Origin of the sequence: Actinosynnema sp. NPDC059335, from assembly GCF_042752395.1 — a bacterium.
GTDB lineage: Bacteria > Actinomycetota > Actinomycetes > Mycobacteriales > Pseudonocardiaceae > Actinosynnema.
This window is the reverse complement of the sequence record NZ_JBHYXZ010000043.1, coordinates 1-14,624: the sequence shown is the minus strand read 5'-3', so window position 1 is coordinate 14,624 and position 14,624 is coordinate 1. Positions and strand designations below refer to the sequence as shown.

The window sequence follows — 14,624 nt, the reverse complement described above, 5'->3', positions numbered from 1 at the left end:
GTTTTTTATACAACCAGACAGTCTAGTGTGGTTATTGCCCCATAGTTCTGAGTGTGGAATCGCGGGGCGCCGCGCGCGGGCGCCCGCGGCCGGTCCCGGCTCACGTTTGCACCGACTCCCCGCATCGCGGCACGCCGGGCTCCCGCTTCCTTCGCCCGTCGGCCGCGCGCGGAGTCGGTGCACGCGGCCGGGACAGCGGCGCGCGCCGCCAGGCGATGACCGGACCCATGAGCCGACTTCCGGCGACAGGGCTCGGGACGATCGCGCGGTCACGCAGCTAGTGCGAGCTGGGCACGGCGATCGGCTGCCGCGACGGCTTCGCCGCCTTGCCATCGGATAGGCCACGCGGCTACGAGCACCAAGCCCAAGACGACCGAGGGCACCACCCCGACACGCCATGATCGGCCACAGCCAGCGGCACCGCGTCAAGACGGGGGAGCGTGTCTTGACCCGGCACCATTGACCGCAGGATCGGCTTCGTGTCGAGGTGATGCCCAGGGTGTGGAGCGCCCAAGCTCAGGCCGTCTACAGGCCGTCAGACGTCGGGCGATGGCGAGAACCGCTGAGAACTATCGAGGGATGTAAGCCCAGGTCGCAGGCCGGTTCCCGTCAAAGCGCCTGGTCGCATGTGCCCAGATGAGAGATCACGCAAATCTACGAGGGCACGAACCAGATCCAGCGCGTGGTCATGTCGCGCGCCCTGCTCAACGGCTGAGGTTGGGGGCGGCCCGGTGTGCGCCGGGCCGCCCGCCGGGACGGCTACTCGCCCGTCTTCTTCGCCGACAGCAGGATCTCGGTGTCGCAGTCCACGACCTGACCCGCGGGCACGCTCTGCGCGGTGGTGGTCCAGTTCCGGTCGACCACCAGCAGTCGGCCCTGGCCGGTGGCGTCCTCCTCGCGCAGCTTGAAGAACCCGGCGGCCTGCAGGGTGTCCTGGGCGGCCTGGTGGACCATGCCGACGACGTCGGGGACCGTGCACGTCCCGGCGGCGGTGGCCGGTGGTTCGGTCGGCGCGGCGGGTTCCGTCGCGGGGGTGACGGCGATGGTCGGGCCCGGGGTGGTCGGGGTCGGCGAGCAGGCGGCCAGCGCGGCGACGGCGGCCAGCGCGACGGATGAGCGGATGATCCTCACTGCGTTCCTCCCGGCGGTGGGGTTGCCCGGATCACTGGGACGCCGCGGCCGGTCGGGTGGCCACCGGGCGGTGTCGCGGGGACGGCGCGGGTGCCGGCGACCAGGTCCGGCCACCCGCGTTGGTCGCGGCGGAAGGCCGGGACCACGAAGGCCCCCAGCGCGAAGAACGCCAGGACGCCCAGGTCCAGGGCGAACCACCACGCGGACGGGGCCAGGGCGGTGTACGCGATCAGGCCCGTGAGGCCCAGCAGCTCCCGCAGCGCGATCCGCGGCGGGGTGGCGCGGGCGCCGTCGGCACGGCGCAGGTGGTACCGCAGCAGCCACCCGCCGGGGGTCCGGCCGTCGGTCACGGACGGCAGGAGCACGCGCATCACGACGGCCAGTGCCACGACCCACCAGGGGTTGTCGTCGAAGACCAGGTGCGCGACCGCGATCAGCAGGACGACGTCCGCCAGGAGGGCGAGCAGCCGGCGCGGCAGGGTCACCGTGCCCGGCGGGGCGGCCGACGCGTCTGGGTGCGGCACGGTCGGCACGACCAGCGCCACCGGCGCGACCATCCAGCCCACCAGCGCGCCGGCGGTGTTGGAGATCAGGTCGTCCACGTCGGCGGTGCGGTACGGGCACGGGTACGCGCCCAGGTTCCCCGTGTACTGCACCACCTCGACGGCCAGCGAGACGCCGAGCCCGATCGCGATCACGGCGAGCGGCCCGCGGCCGTACGCCTTGCGCAGCACCACGCCCAGCGGCACGAACAGGGCGACGTTGAACGCCTGCTGGAGGAACACGGTCGACGTGACCACGGCCCCGACCCCGGACCGGCCGTTGGCCGTCAGGTTGTTGCGCATGTCCGTCACCCACCGGAACGGCGTGGTGGACAGCATGTCCTCGCCGTCGCACACCAGCGCCGTCGGGAACGGCAGGAAGATCAACGCCGACGCGACCAGCCCGTACGCCAGCAGCCCGTACAGGACCACCGCCCGCCGCGGTTCCACCCGCCCGAACCGGTAATAGTGCAGGACCACCAGCGGCAGCAGGACCAGCACGCCGACGCCCACGAACGCCGCGAAGCCCGTCCGCACGGACTCCAGGTACGAACTCAGCATGTCCACCGATCCGGTTCACGGTCCCGCGACGAAGGTCAACCCGCTCCATAACCCCGCCGCGCGGCGACCAAACCCGATCCGCGCGCGTTGCCGCCGAACGGACGCCCGGCGCTCAGCCCGCCGTCGCGAGGTACGCGGCCAGCCGCTCGTAGCTGACGTCGGCCCCGTCCTTCATCCCGGTCCCCAGCGCGCGGTCGCGGTCGGCCTGGGACGGGTACCGCATCGTCTGCACGACGGTCGTGCGGTCGCCGTCGGCGATGAACTCGGTGGTGTTGACCGTGGCCGGCCACCCCGGTCCCCACGACTCGGTCTGCACGGTCCTCGACCAGGGCGTGACCTCGCGGTACTCGCCGGACATCGCCATCTCGCCGCCGTCCTCCCGCCGCCACACCATGTGCCAGCGCCCGCCCGGCCGCAGGTCGATCTCGCACACCGGCATGGTCCAGCCGTCCGGGCCGAGCATCCAGCGCGCGACGTGCTCGGGCTTGGTGAACGCCTCGAACACCAGCCGTTGCGGCGCGTCGAACGTCCTGGTGAGGGCCACCTCGACGGCGGACGGCGTGGTCCACCGCGTGGTCGTGTCAGTCGTCACGGTCCTGCTCCTTCATGGTCTCCAGGTAGGCGTCCAGGCGGCGGTGGCTGTCGTCCCAGAACCGGCGGAAGCCGTCGGCCCACTCGGCCACCTCGCGCAGCGGCGTCGCGTCGAGCGCGCACGGCCGCCACTGCGCGTCCCGGCCACGGGTGATGAGCCCCGCCCGCTCCAGCACCCGCAGGTGCTTGGAGACCGCCGGGCCGCTCATCGCGAACGGCTCGGAGAGTTCCTTCACGGTCGCCGCGCCGTCGGCCAGCCGGGCCAGGATGGCCCGCCGCGTCGGGTCGGCCAGCGCCGCGAAGGTCGTGCTCAGGGGGTCGTCCGCCATGTGTACCTAACCGATCGGTTATCTAACTGACTGGTTTTCTACGCGCCTGTCGAGTCGCTGTCAACGGTCGTCGTGCGACGGGAAGTCGTTGAAACTTCATATAACTTCGGGGACGACGGGTCGTCCACACGAAGGGGAACGCAATGCTCAAGGACGTGGCAGCGCTCATCGGCCGCCTCGGCGTGGGGGTGGTCTTCATCGCCCACGGGTGGCAGAAGGTGGCCGAGTGGGGGCTCGGCAACACGGCCACCGCCTTCGCGGGCATGGGCGTGCCGCTGCCGACGGTGTCCGCCTGGTTCGCCGCGGTCGTCGAACTCGCCGGCGGCGCGCTGCTCGTCCTCGGCGTGGCGACGCCGGTGGTCGGCGTGCTGCTGGCCGTGGACATGCTCGGCGCGCTGCTCCTCGTGCACCTGCCGAACGGCCTGCTGGGCCAGGGCGGCTACGAGCTGGTGCTGGTGCTCGGCGCGGCGGCGCTCGCGGTCGGGTTCAACGGCGGGTCGCTGTCCGTGGCGCGGCTGGTCGCCCGGCGCAGGGTCGAACAGCCCGGGTGACGGCTCGCGTCAGCCGACCAGGTCCAGGGTCGTCTGCTCGCCGGCGCGGCGCGCGGCCAGCAGGTCCGGTGCGGCGTTGCTGCACTGGACCAGCGAACCGCCGCCCGCCAGCACGGCCAGGAAGCCGTTCAGGAGCCCGTCCGGCAGCGTCCACTCCACAGTGGACAGCACGCGCGACGCGGTCGTGATGCCCAGCGTGGCGGCCCGCTGGTGCGCCTCCTCGACCACCTCGTCCACTGTGGACCGCAGCAGGGCCGGGGTGTCGCCGGGGACCGGCTCCCAGGGCGCGAAGTCGTCGCCGAACACGCGCACGTCGTCGTTGTAGTCCACGGGCGCGCCGCTGCCCAGGCCCATGGGGTGCAGCGACGCGACGGCCGTGACGACGGCTCCGGGGGCCTCGCCGCCGGGCGCCACGACCGCCACCTTCGCGCCCGCCGGGTCGTTGGTCACCGCCGCGCCGCACCACCACGCGCCCAGCAGCACGCCGGCCGTCTGCCAGTGCGCGGGCAGCAGCACGGCGACCGGGTCGCCCGGCTCGACGTCGTGCTCGTCACGCAGCCAGTTCGCCGTCTTGGCCGCCCAGTTCCGGACGGTGGCCCGCGACAGCTCGACCCGGGTGCCCGCCGCGTCGTCGTAGTGCGTGATGAGGGGCCGGCCGGGGTTCGCCGCGAACAGCGGCGCGAACAGCGCATCCGTGACGGTCATGCCGCCAACCTTGCCACGCTCCCACCCCACCTCGCCGCCCCCACCCCTCACAACCGCGCGTGTCCTACGTTCGCGTCGCGCGTGTCCTACGTCCGGAACAGCCGAGTTGAACGTTCGGAACACGGCCCGACGTCCTGAGCGTTCAACTCGGGGTACGCGAACGTAGGACACGCGCGTTCCGAACGTAGGACACGCGCGTTCTGGATGTAGGACACGCGCGGTTGGTTAGTCGATGCAGGGTGGGGTTGGTTGGGCGGCGGCGCGGTGGCGGGGGCCGTCCAGGGTGAGGAGGTGGGGGGAGGTTAGGCGATTGGGGGAGGTGGAGGTGGGGGTGGGAGAGGGAGTGGGGGTTTTGTCGCCCAGGAGGCGGGTGACGAAGGCCTTCACCTCGGCCGGGTCCACGGTGACGATGCTCTGGCCGCGCTCGTTGCGCGCGCCCACGCCGGTCACCGGGATGGTCGCGAACTCGACGTTGCCGCCCGCCAGCCCGCGCGCCTGGTTCGCGAACGTCGCCAGGTCCAGCTTCTCGTCCACCACGATCGACTTGCTCACCGCGTCCAGCAGCCCGGACATCCGCGACGGGTCGGCGAGCGTCCCCGCCGACAGCAGCTTCGACATCGCCGCCGACATGAACACCTGCTGCCGCGTGATCCGCCCGAGGTCGCCGCCCGGGATGCCCTTGCGCTGCCGCACGAACGCCAACGCGTCACCGCCCGAGATCGACTGCACCCCCGCGCGGAAGTCCGCGCCCGAGTCCGGGTCCGACGTGGCCTGCCTCAGGCACACGTCCACCCCGCCGATCACCTCGGTGAGCAGGTAGAACCCGTACAGGTTGATCTCCGCGTAGTGGTCCACCCGCACGCCGGTCAGGTCCTGCACCACCTGCACCAACGCCCGCCGGCCCGCCTGGTCGCCCAGCTTCGACCGCTCGGCCAGGTCGGCCACGCCCTCCGCGGCCAGCCGCTCCATCGTGCGGTACTTCGTCACCCCGTACGCGGAGTTGATCTTCTCCTCGCCGATGTCCGGGATCGGCACGTAGGTGTCCCGCGGGATCGAGACGGCGTGCGCCTTGCTCCCGTCGTGCGGCACCCGCATCACGATGATCGTGTCCGTGTTGACCGTGTCCGTCGCCTCGGTGCGCAACTGCCGCAGCACGTGCTCCGGCAGCGCCACGCCCTGGGCGTCCGTGCGGCTGTCGCTGCCCACGAGCAGGATGTCGGTCGCGCCGTCGTTGGCGGGCGGCGCGTTCGGCACGTCCGACAGCACGGTCAGCACGTCGGTCGTGTTCACGCTCTCCTGCACGCGCTTCAGCGTCGACCAGCCGTACCCGGCCGCCGCCAGGACGGCCGCGGACAGCAGCGCGACGAGAGCGCGTCCCGCGATCACCGCAGCCTTCACCGGCGATTCCTCCTACTGGTGGGTGTCCGTCCAGGCTAACCACCTTCGGCCGGTCGGACGCCCGGGTTCACCAGGAGGTGGGTGTTTCAGTTCACGCAAACCACGCCGTCGGCCGTGATCGGCGGGGTGGAGCTGGTGGTGGGCGTGATCCGCGTCCCGGTGACGTCCGCGGACGCCGGGTCCGACTGGTCCGGCGGCGCGTAGTCGGCGCCGGCGAACACCAGAACCTGCCCCCCGGGCACGGAGTCGTCCTCGACGGCCTCGGCGTTACCGCCCAGGGCGTGGATCACCTTTTCGGCGCTCGCCCGCTCGCCCGGCGCGTGCCGCACGGTCGTCGTGTCGGCGTACGCCGCCGAGGCGGCGGAGCCCCGCGCGAACCCCTTCGCGGCCAACGTGTCGAGCACGGTGGCGGCCAGCCGGTTCACCCCGGCCGCGTTGTAGACGTTGACGGTGATCTGCGAGTTCGGCGGCCCGGCCGGGGTGGTGGTCGTGACCGGGGCCTTCGACGGGTCCTCGTCGGTCGCCAGGCCCTTGATGAACTCGCGCACCCGCGCCGGGTCGACCGGCAGCACGTTGCCGTCGGTCCACGTGTCCGTCGGTTCGCCCACCGGGATGGTGCGGAACTGGATGTTGCCGCCTACCAGGCCGCGCATCTGCTCGGCGAACGTGGTGATGTTCCACCCCTCGCTCAGCACGACCGACTTCTTGACCGCCGTCACCAGCTCCTCCAGCCGCTGGAAGTCGGTCAGCGTGCCGGTGGACAGCACCTTGCGGGCCAGCGCGCCGATGAACACCTGCTGCCGCACGATCCGGTCCAGGTCGCCGCCGGGCAGCCCGTTGCGCTGCCGCACGAACGACAGCGCCTTCGCGCCCTCGATCGTCTGCCGGCCGGCCGGGAAGTCCGCGCCCGAGTCGCGGTCGCGGGTGGCCTGGTTCAGGCACACCTCCACGCCGCCGAGGGCCTTCGTGACCTCGTAGAAGCTGGCCAGGTTGACCTCGGCGTACCGGTCGACCACGATCGCGCCGCCGGTGAGCTGCTCGATGGTCTTGCGCAGCGTCCGCCGGCCCGCGAGCGTCGACTCCAGCTCGATGCGCGCCTCGTCGGTCACGCCCTGCTCGCGCAGCCGCTGCGCGGTCTCGTTCTTCTGCCGGGCCAGCGCCGAGTTGAGCTTGTGCTTGCCGAACCCGTCCGCGATCTCCACGTACGCGTCGCGCGGGAACGAGATGGCCACCGCGCGCGTGCCGTCCTGGGGGATGTGCACCAGGATCATCGTGTCGGTGTTCATGGTGCCGTCCGCCACACCGCCGTTGAGCAGCGCCAGCACCTCGTCGGACAGCGGGTTGCCCTGCGCGTCGGTGCGGCTGTCGACGCCCACCAGCAGGATGTCGATCGCGCCGTCCAGCGGCTTGCGCGCCACCCCGTTGGCGTCCTGGGTGACCGAGGACGGGATCACGTCGGTGGTGGTGATGTCCTCGTCGATGTCGCTGAGGTAGTACCAGCCGTACCACGTGACGACGAGCACAGCCGCCGACAGCAGCGCCAGCAGTGAACGCGCCGTGAGCGCCACTGCACGCAGAACAGCCGATCCACCGGCTGTTCCGGGCGGACTGGAGTCCACTGCCTGCCTCCCCCGTGTGCTCAGGCGCCCCTGGTCGAGATTAGCCGTCAGGCGGCCGACCGCGCCGACACTCCTCTTATACGGGAGACGCTGTAACAACGAGGTGGGTTGCACAGACGGGCCTCGTGACAGACTGCCGTGGGCAACACCGTCAGGGAGGGCGCTGAGCATGCGGGTACTGGTAACGGGAGGAGCCGGGTTCATCGGCTCGCACTACGTGCGGGAGCTGGTGGGCGGCGCGTACCCGGCCTACGCCGACGCCGAGGTGGTGGTGCTGGACAAGCTCACCTACGCCGGCAACGAGGCGAACCTCGCGCCGGTGGCGGACGACCCCCGGCTGACCTTCGTCCGGGGCGACATCTGCGACCGCGAGCTGGTCGCCGACGTGATGCGCCGGGTGGACGTGGTGGTGCACTTCGCCGCCGAGTCGCATGTGGACCGTTCGATCTCCGGGTCGGCCGACTTCGTGCTGACCAACGTGCTGGGCACCCAGGTGCTCCTCCAGGGCGCGCTGGAGGCCGGGGTGGCCAAGTTCGTGCACGTGTCCACCGACGAGGTGTACGGCTCGATCGACGAGGGCTCGTGGACCGAGGACCACGTCCTGGAGCCGAACTCGCCGTACTCGGCGTCCAAGGCGTCCTCGGACCTGCTGGCGCGGTCGTTCTTCCGCACGCACGGGTTGCCGGTGTCCATCACCCGGTGCTCGAACAACTACGGTCCGTACCAGTTCCCGGAGAAGGTCATACCGCTGTTCGTCACCAACCTGGTGGACGGGAAGAAGGTGCCGCTGTACGGCGACGGGCTCAACGTCCGCGACTGGCTGCACGTGGACGACCACTGCCGGGGCATCCAGCTCGTGCTGGAGGGCGGTCGCGGCGGGGAGATCTACAACATCGGCGGCGGCACCGAGCTGACCAACCGGGAGCTGACCGAGCGCCTGCTCGCGGCCACCGGGCGTGACTGGGAGTCGTCCGTGGAACCCGTCACGGACCGCAAGGGGCACGACCGCCGCTACTCGGTGGACATCACCAAGATCAGCACCGAGCTGGGGTACGCGCCGCGCGTCGACTTCGACGAGGGCCTGGCCGCCACCGTCCGGTGGTACCGGGACAACCGGGCCTGGTGGGAGCCGCTCAAGCAGCGCGCGGCCCTGGCCGGCTGATGGCCCTCGCACTCCTGGTGCCCGGCGGCCGCGGCCAGCTCGGGCAGGACGTGGTGGCGGCGACGCCCGGTGACGGGCTGGTGCACGCGCCGTCGTCGGCGGAGCTGGACCTGACCGACGCGGCGGTGGTGGCGGACGCGGTGGCCGCGTTCGCGGCGAGCGCGCGTGACGCGGGGCTGCGGCCGGTGGTCGTGAACGCGGCCGCGTACACGGCGGTGGACGCCGCGGAGACCGACGCCGACCGGGCGTTCGAGGTCAACGCGGTCGGGCCGGGCCACCTGGCGGCGAGCTGCCACGAGCACGACGTGCCGCTGCTGCACGTGTCGACCGACTACGTCTTCCCCGGCGACGGCGACCGGCCGTACGAGCCGACCGACCCGACCGGCCCGCGGTCGGTCTACGGGCGGACCAAGCTCGCCGGCGAGGAACGCGTGCTGTCCACCGCCGCCCGCGCGTGGGTGGTCCGCACGGCGTGGGTCTACGGCGAGCACGGCGGCAACTTCGTGAAGACCATGGCGCGCCTGGCGGCCGCCAACGACACGCTGTCCGTTGTGGACGACCAGGTCGGCTCGCCGACGTGGTCGCTCGACCTGGCGCACGGCCTGGTGGAGCTGGCGGCCGCGGTGGCCTCGGGCGGCACGCCGCCGCGGGTGCTGCACGCGACCGGCGGCGGCGAGACCACGTGGTGCGGTTTCGCCCGCGCGATCTTCGCGGAGCTGGGCCTGGACCCCGAACGGGTGCGCCCGTGCGGCACGGCCGACTTCCCGCGCCCCGCGCCGCGCCCGGCGTACTCGGTGCTGTCCGGCCGGGCGTGGGCGGACGCCGGGCTGACGCCGCTGCGGCACTGGCGGGAGGCGTTGCGGGCGGCGGTCGCCGCGGGAGCCGTGCCCTGAGCGGGGCGGTGCGCGCGGTCACCCTCGCGTCGCGGCCGGACCTGGCCGAGGCGGTGTACGCGATCCCCTACCCGGCCGACTCGCCGCGGTTCATGCGGGGCGACCTGGCGTCCCTGCTCGTGCGGGGACGCCGGGTCGCCGAGCGGTGGCCGCACCTCGTGGTGGCGCTGCTGGACGGCGAGCGGCCCGTCGCGCGCGGGATCATGGTCGGCTTCACGGCGGCCCGCGACGCGCGGCCCCGGTTCCCCGACGGCGGGTGGGACGAGGTCGCGGTGTGGGCGGCCGAGGACGCCATGGACGGCTCCGAGCCCGACACCGCGTGCGCGTTGGAAATCGCGGTGCACCCCGAGTGCCACGGGCGGGGGCTGTCGGGCGAGGTGCTGGCCGCGATGCGGTCCGCCGTGGCGGCGGCCGGGTTGACGTCGTTGCTGGTGCCGCTGCGGCCGCCGGACAAGGCGGCCGAGCCGGGGACGCCGATGGACGTGTACGCGGCGCGCACCCGGGCGGACGGCCTGCCCGCCGACCGGTGGCTGCGCACCCACGTGCGGGCCGGCGGCCGGGTCGAGGGCATCGCGTGGTGCTCGTCCACCGTGCAGGCGACGTTGGCCCGGTGGCGCGCGTGGACCGGGCTGCCGTTCGACCGCGACGGGCCGGTGGTCGTGCCCGGCGCGCTGGCCCCCGTGCACGTGGCGGCGTCACAGAACGTAGCCGTGTACGTGGAGCCGAACGTCTGGGTGTCGCACGCCGTGCCGACGCGCTAGGCGGGCTGCCAGGTGACGTTGCCGGGGCGTTCGCCGGTGGCCAGGAACTCCTTCAGCGCGGCCGCGAGGACTGCCACCGGGACGCCGGCGCCGGCCGGGTAGTCGACGTACTCGGAGCGGTACCCGGGGGAGTCCGGGTCGCCCGCCAGGGTCGAGTAGTCGTGGTCCGGGTCGGCGTGGGTCAGGTAGCCGTACCCCTGGTGGACGGCGGCGGCGACGTCGTGGTCGGGGATCCTGGTGGCCCCCGGCGCGCCCAGCAGGCCCTCGGTGTCGGTGATCAGCTCGCGGTCCTGGTGCTCGATCACGGCGGGGCCCGCGCCGGGCTCGGCGAGCCGGCGCAGGAGGGCGTCCACGTCCTCCGGCGCGTCGACGGTCATCTCGTCGGCGGCCTCGACGCCGCGCGCGTCGGTGGTCGGCCACACAGCCGTGAAGCTCATGGCCGGCATCATCGCAGTGGACGCGGTGCGTGACCACCCGAGGGGGTGGTTGGGCCGTTGGGGTGGAGTCGGTTTATCGCACTGGTTTTGCGATCGCACCGTGCGAGAACCTTTCCGCCATGTCCGCGATCGGGCGATCCCCTGAAGCTGCCGCCACCCGCCTCGAAGGCGAGCGGCAGCGGTTCTTGCGTCGCGTCTGTGCCGTGACGGGATCACGGCAGATCTCGTGGAGCGTCCTCAAGCCCGTCCGGTCCGACCGGCAACCCGGGCACTCCTGACCGCCGGCGGCGGATCAGCGCTCCCGGTCCGCCACCGCCCGCGCGGCGCTCGTGCCCCGCAGCACACCGACGATCATCGGCGGCACCATGCCGACCGACGTGACGACGACGGTGGCGAGCAGGGCGCCGTCGCCCGGCATGAACCACGCCACGGCCGCGCCGAGGACGCCGATGACCCCGCCGACGACCGTCGGCGCGCCCGCCGCCTTGTTGGCGACCCGGAACGCCGTCTCGCTGCGCATCGTGGACGGCGTGCGCAGCCCGGCGAACCGGTTGCGGGGCAATCGTTCGGTGAGGCCGAGGTAACCGGTGACGGCGACGACCAGGCCGCCGAACCCGAGCGCGAGCGACACGAGGAGTTCCACCTCCCCATTGTCCGGATCACCGGACCATGTGCCACGGCGAGTGCCCGCGGGGCGTCGCCCGGTCCGCCTCGGTTCCCGTCACCGCCGCGCGGCGCGCCGGTAGGCCGACAGCGTCGCCTCCGCGGTCCGCCGCCACGTGAACCCGGCCGCGTGCGTCCGCCGCGCCACCTGGTCGGCGGGCGTGGGCGGGGTTTCCACGGCCTGGGCCATGGCCGAGGCCAACGCCTCCACGTCACCGACCGGCACGTGCGTCGCGTAGCCGCCGGCGACCTCGCGCAACGCGGGCACGTCGGTGCACACCACGGGCACGTTGCACGCCAGCGCCTCCAGCACCGGCAGCCCGAACCCCTCGTCGCGCGACGGCATCACCAACGCCGCCGCACCCGCCACCACGCTGCGCAGGTCCACGTCGTTGAGGTACCCGGTCCGCAGCACGCGGTCGTCCGAGCCGGCCGTGTGCGGCCCCGCCAGCACCAGCGGCGGCAGGGAGGGGCGCGCGGCGTGGGCGGTCAGCAACGTGCCCAGGCCCTTGCGCGGCCCGCCCGCGCCGACGAACAGCAGGTACTCCGAGGGCAGGCCCAACCGGGCGCGCAGGGCCGGCGACGGCGGGCGGGCGGCGAACCAGGCCGGGTCCACGCCCAGCGGCGTCACGACGATCTTCGACTCCGGCACGCCGAGCCGTTCCACCACCACCTCGGCCACGGCGCGCGTCGGCGTGCACACGACGTCCGCCCGCGTGGCCGACTGCCGCACCAGCTCGGGCAGCCGCCGGTCGGATGGCGGCAGGTCGCCGGGCGCGTCCAGGAACGCCAGGTCGTGGATGGTGGTCACGCCACCGGCGCGCAGCGCGGGCGGCAGGACGAAGTTGGTCGCGTGCATGACGTCGGTGATCCCGGCCAGGAACTCCACCGGCGGGAACGGCACGCGCAACCAGAACTGCCGCAGCAGCCGCGCCGACACCGGCAGCCCGCGGGCCACCACGTCGTGCGGCAGCACGGTCCGCAGCGCGCGCCAGCCGCGCAACGTGAACGCCACCGCGCGCACGTCCACCTCGTCCAGCATCGACGCCAGCTCCTCGGCCAGCGCCGCGGTGTACCGGCCGATGCCGGTCCGCTGCCCGAGCAGGGGGGTGCCGTCGATCAGCACCCGCAACGGCCTAGCCACGGCCGCGCAACTTCTTCAGCACCCGGCCGGTCGCCCGCCGGGCCACCTCGCCCGCACCGCCGGCGTTGAGGTACTCCTGGACCAGCCGCACGTCCCGCAGCACCTTCTCCCGCCGCCCGAGCGGCCGGTTCGGCACCAGGGACGACGCGCCGGGCAGGCGGTCGGCCGCCGGGCGCGGGTTGCGGCAGAACGCGGTGAGCGGCGCGAGCACGTTCTCCCAGGTGAACCGCTCCCGCACGGCGTCGATGCGCGCTACGCACCCGGCCGCGAACTCCGAGTCGTACAGCACCTTCTCCAACGCGTCGGCGAGCGCGTCCGGGTCCTCCGACGGCACCACGACGCCCAGCCCCTCGCGTCGCACGAGGTCGGCGAACGAGTCGCCGTCGGTGGTCACGATCGGCAGCCCGGCCCACAGGTAGTCCAGCACCCTGGTCCGGAACGCGAAGGTCGTCTCCACGTGCTCGTAGTGCGTGGTCACGCCCGCGTCCGCGTCGAGCAGCCAGTTCTGCCGGTCGTGGTAGGGCACCCAGGTCTCGTTGAAGAACACGTGCTCGCCGACGAGGTCCAGCCGCTCGGCCAGCGCGCGGGTCCGCCCGGCGATGTCCATGTCCGGCACCTCGGGGTTCGGGTGCTTCATGCCCAGGAACACCAGCCGCACGTCCGACCGCCGCGACCGCAGCCGGTCCACCGCGTGCAGCAGGGTCAGCGGGTCGAACCAGCTGTAGACGCCGCCCGCCCACAGCACGACCCGGTCCGACTCGTCGATGCCCAGCGTCGAGCGCAGCCCCGGCCCGGTGCGCTGCGGCGGCTTGCCCGGCAGCCCGAACGGCGCTTCGGCCAGCAGCGAGCGCACGGTCGGGTCGTTGTCGTACAGCGACGGCGTGAGGCGGCCGATCGCGGTGAGGTGGCCGAGCCAGAAGTGCCGCTGCCGCTCGGAGGCGCACAGGAAGAAGTCGCCGCGCCGGAGCTGGTTGTCGATGATCCGGGTGACGCCGACGAGGTCCAGCTCGCGCTGCTCGTCGGTGGAGTCCTTGCCCTGCTCCAGCAGCTCCAGGTGCATGGGGTCGTAGATGTCGCAGACGACGATCTTGGTGTTGCCGGGCTCCTTGAGGAAGCCCAGGTTCTCCAGCACGTGCCCCTGGAGCACGATGACGTCGGCCCACTTCGCGTGCTCGACCAGCTCGCGCGGCGCGGCGCGGCCCACCGGGAACGACGCGTCGGGCGGCTCGCACCGGGCGTTGGTCGTGACCAGCCGGACGTCGTGCTCGCCGGACAGCACGTCGGCCATGTGCCACGCCCGGATCGCGGGACCCGCCATCCGGTCGGAGATCGCGTCGCCGGTGACGACCAGCACCCGGCGCGGCCGGCCGAACACCTCCTCCAGCCCGAACACCTCGACCAGCACGTCGTGCGCGGCCAGGTAGCGGGGCAGCGGGTAGGCGGGCTCCAGGGCCTTGCGCATCAGCGGCACCAGGTCGGCGTCGGTCACCCGGCGCGCGGCCTGCTCGGCCCGGCGCGACTCGGCCAGCGACGGCAGCAGCTCCACGAACCGGTCGACGGCGAGGAACCCGGCCAGCGCCTGCCGCGGCACGGGCACGGGGGCGCGGTCGTCGGCGGGGTCGGCCGGGCGGCGGGTGATCTCCAGCTGGGTGGCGTCCAGCTCGCCGCGGGCGGTGGCGCGGCGGACGACCAGGGCCAGGGCCGCGGGCAGCACCTTGGCCAGGGTCTCGTCGGAGAAGTTCTTGTAGAGCGCGGCGAGGGCGTTGCGCTCCAACAGGTACAGCTCGCGACTGGTGTCCACGGTGGACATCGACGCGTGGTGCCGGTGGTAGGTCAGCGAGGTCGGCACGTACCGGACGCGCCAGCCGCGCAGGTTCATCCGCCAGCCGAGGTCGACGTCCTCGTAGAACATGAAGAAGCGCTCGTCGAACCCGCCCAGCTCGCGGAACACCGAGGTCCGCGCCACGAGCGCCGAGCCGGTGCCGAACAGCACGTCGCGCGGCGCGTCGTGGGAGCCGTCGTCCGGCTCGCCCGCGTGCCGATTGTAGCCCATGCCGAACCAGGTGAGGCCGCCGTCGACGAAGTCGATCGCGCGGCCGTCCCAGTCCAGCACCTTGCTCGCGACCGCGCCGACGGT

General features: G+C 73.0%; 15 protein-coding genes. 4 read left to right on the top strand and 11 right to left on the bottom strand.

Features of this window, described 5'->3' with window-relative positions; genetic code table 11:
- Positions 1–759 precede the first annotated feature (759 nt).
- From ACFXGA_RS15975 to ACFXGA_RS15960, 4 genes are all read right to left on the bottom strand, one after another.
- On the bottom strand, positions 760–1,131 hold the full coding sequence (locus ACFXGA_RS15975) for a hypothetical protein (RefSeq protein WP_378088406.1): 372 nt from the start codon (positions 1,129–1,131) through the stop codon (positions 760–762).
- Complete coding sequence (locus ACFXGA_RS15970; protein ID WP_378088404.1) at positions 1,128–2,234, bottom strand: VanZ family protein; 1,107 nt, start codon at positions 2,232–2,234, stop codon at positions 1,128–1,130. Before ACFXGA_RS15970 ends, ACFXGA_RS15975 begins: the two co-directional genes overlap by 4 nt.
- Before the next feature lie 112 nt (positions 2,235–2,346).
- Positions 2,347–2,826: an SRPBCC family protein gene (locus tag ACFXGA_RS15965; protein WP_378088402.1), complete on the bottom strand. Its 480-nt coding sequence runs from the start codon at positions 2,824–2,826 to the stop codon at positions 2,347–2,349.
- Positions 2,816–3,154: an ArsR/SmtB family transcription factor gene (locus tag ACFXGA_RS15960; protein ID WP_378088400.1), complete on the bottom strand. Its 339-nt coding sequence runs from the start codon at positions 3,152–3,154 to the stop codon at positions 2,816–2,818. Before ACFXGA_RS15960 ends, ACFXGA_RS15965 begins: the two co-directional genes overlap by 11 nt.
- Positions 3,155–3,297: 143 nt before the next feature.
- On the opposite strand from ACFXGA_RS15960, the gene ACFXGA_RS15955 reads away from it, so the two are divergent.
- Positions 3,298–3,705 carry a DoxX family protein gene (locus tag ACFXGA_RS15955; RefSeq protein ID WP_378088398.1) on the top strand — a complete coding sequence of 136 codons (408 nt, stop codon included), beginning with the start codon at positions 3,298–3,300 and terminating at the stop codon, positions 3,703–3,705.
- Between the two features lie 9 nt (positions 3,706–3,714).
- On the opposite strand, the gene ACFXGA_RS15950 is transcribed toward ACFXGA_RS15955, so the two are convergent.
- From ACFXGA_RS15950 to ACFXGA_RS15940, 3 genes are all read right to left on the bottom strand, one after another.
- Entirely contained in the window at positions 3,715–4,410 is a 696-nt protein-coding gene (locus ACFXGA_RS15950; protein WP_378088396.1) for a TIGR03089 family protein, read from the bottom strand.
- A 225-nt stretch (positions 4,411–4,635) separates the two neighbouring features.
- Entirely contained in the window at positions 4,636–5,808 is a 1,173-nt protein-coding gene (locus ACFXGA_RS15945) for an LCP family protein (protein WP_378088394.1), read from the bottom strand.
- Positions 5,809–5,894: 86 nt separating this feature from the next.
- A complete protein-coding gene (locus ACFXGA_RS15940; protein ID WP_378088392.1) occupies positions 5,895–7,376 on the bottom strand; it encodes an LCP family protein in 1,482 nt (493 codons plus the stop codon).
- A 220-nt stretch (positions 7,377–7,596) separates the two neighbouring features.
- On the opposite strand from ACFXGA_RS15940, the gene rfbB reads away from it, so the two are divergent.
- From rfbB to ACFXGA_RS15925, 3 genes are read left to right on the top strand one after another with little or no spacing between them, the layout of a single operon-like run.
- Positions 7,597–8,589 carry a dTDP-glucose 4,6-dehydratase gene (gene rfbB / locus ACFXGA_RS15935; protein ID WP_378088390.1) on the top strand — a complete coding sequence of 331 codons (993 nt, stop codon included), beginning with the start codon at positions 7,597–7,599 and terminating at the stop codon, positions 8,587–8,589.
- Positions 8,589–9,482 carry a dTDP-4-dehydrorhamnose reductase gene (gene rfbD / locus ACFXGA_RS15930; protein ID WP_378088388.1) on the top strand — a complete coding sequence of 298 codons (894 nt, stop codon included), beginning with the start codon at positions 8,589–8,591 and terminating at the stop codon, positions 9,480–9,482. Before rfbB ends, rfbD begins: the two co-directional genes overlap by 1 nt.
- An 8-nt stretch (positions 9,483–9,490) precedes the next feature.
- A complete protein-coding gene (locus ACFXGA_RS15925) occupies positions 9,491–10,243 on the top strand; it encodes a hypothetical protein (protein WP_378088386.1) in 753 nt (250 codons plus the stop codon).
- Here the strand turns inward: ACFXGA_RS15925 and ACFXGA_RS15920 are convergent.
- From ACFXGA_RS15920 to ACFXGA_RS15905, 4 genes are all read right to left on the bottom strand, one after another.
- Entirely contained in the window at positions 10,240–10,680 is a 441-nt protein-coding gene (locus ACFXGA_RS15920; protein WP_378088384.1) for an Imm1 family immunity protein, read from the bottom strand. The two genes, ACFXGA_RS15925 and ACFXGA_RS15920, sit on opposite strands and share 4 nt — an antisense overlap.
- A gap of 292 nt (positions 10,681–10,972) precedes the next feature.
- Positions 10,973–11,323 carry an SdpI family protein gene (locus ACFXGA_RS15915; protein ID WP_378088382.1) on the bottom strand — a complete coding sequence of 117 codons (351 nt, stop codon included), beginning with the start codon at positions 11,321–11,323 and terminating at the stop codon, positions 10,973–10,975.
- Positions 11,324–11,401: 78 nt separating this feature from the next.
- Positions 11,402–12,487 (bottom strand): glycosyltransferase family 4 protein, encoded by a 1,086-nt coding sequence (locus tag ACFXGA_RS15910; protein ID WP_378088380.1) that lies wholly within the window; start codon positions 12,485–12,487, stop codon positions 11,402–11,404.
- Positions 12,480–14,624 (bottom strand): glycosyltransferase (locus tag ACFXGA_RS15905; protein ID WP_378088378.1); only part of this gene is annotated, 2,145 nt, incomplete at its 5' end. The genes ACFXGA_RS15905 and ACFXGA_RS15910, both read right to left, overlap by 8 nt.